Raw genomic sequence first — 544 nt, 5'->3', positions numbered from 1 at the left:
ACAAACACTTTTGACTGCCCGAGTACACAGCATCAAGCTGCCATTCATCAACTTTTAACGGTACGCCGCCTAACGATGTAACGGCGTCCACAATCGACAACACATTATATTGCTTGGCTAACTTACCTAGAGTTTGTGCATCACTGACAGCACCGGTGGATGTCTCAGCATGCACAAAAGCCAGAATTTTTGTATCAGGATGTTGCTGTAGTGCTTGTTCAACTTTATCTACTGAAACAGGCGCACCCCATTCATCATCGACTAGCACCACTTCGCCACCAGCACGAATAACGTTTTCACGCATGCGCTCGCCAAAGACACCGTTTCGACAAACGATGACTTTGTCACCTTTCTCGATCAAGTTAACGAAACAAGTCTCCATCCCAGCACTGCCTGGAGCAGAAACCGCAATAGTGAACTCATTTTCGGTTTGAAAAGCGTATTTCAACAGCTGTTTAAGCTCATCCATCATCGCGATAAACAGAGGGTCTAAATGACCAACCGTTGGACGGCTAAGGGCTTGCAATACCTGCGGATAAACATC

Annotated in this window: 1 protein-coding gene; it reads right to left on the bottom strand. The window is 46.3% G+C overall.

Annotated elements, in window-relative coordinates; genetic code table 11:
* Positions 1-544: pyridoxal-phosphate-dependent aminotransferase family protein (locus R8N49_RS29780; protein WP_318190785.1), on the bottom strand; the 544-nt coding region annotated here is incomplete at both ends.

This window comes from Vibrio sp. 1978 (genome assembly GCF_033344345.1).
This window is presented reverse-complemented; position numbering and strand designations above follow the sequence as displayed.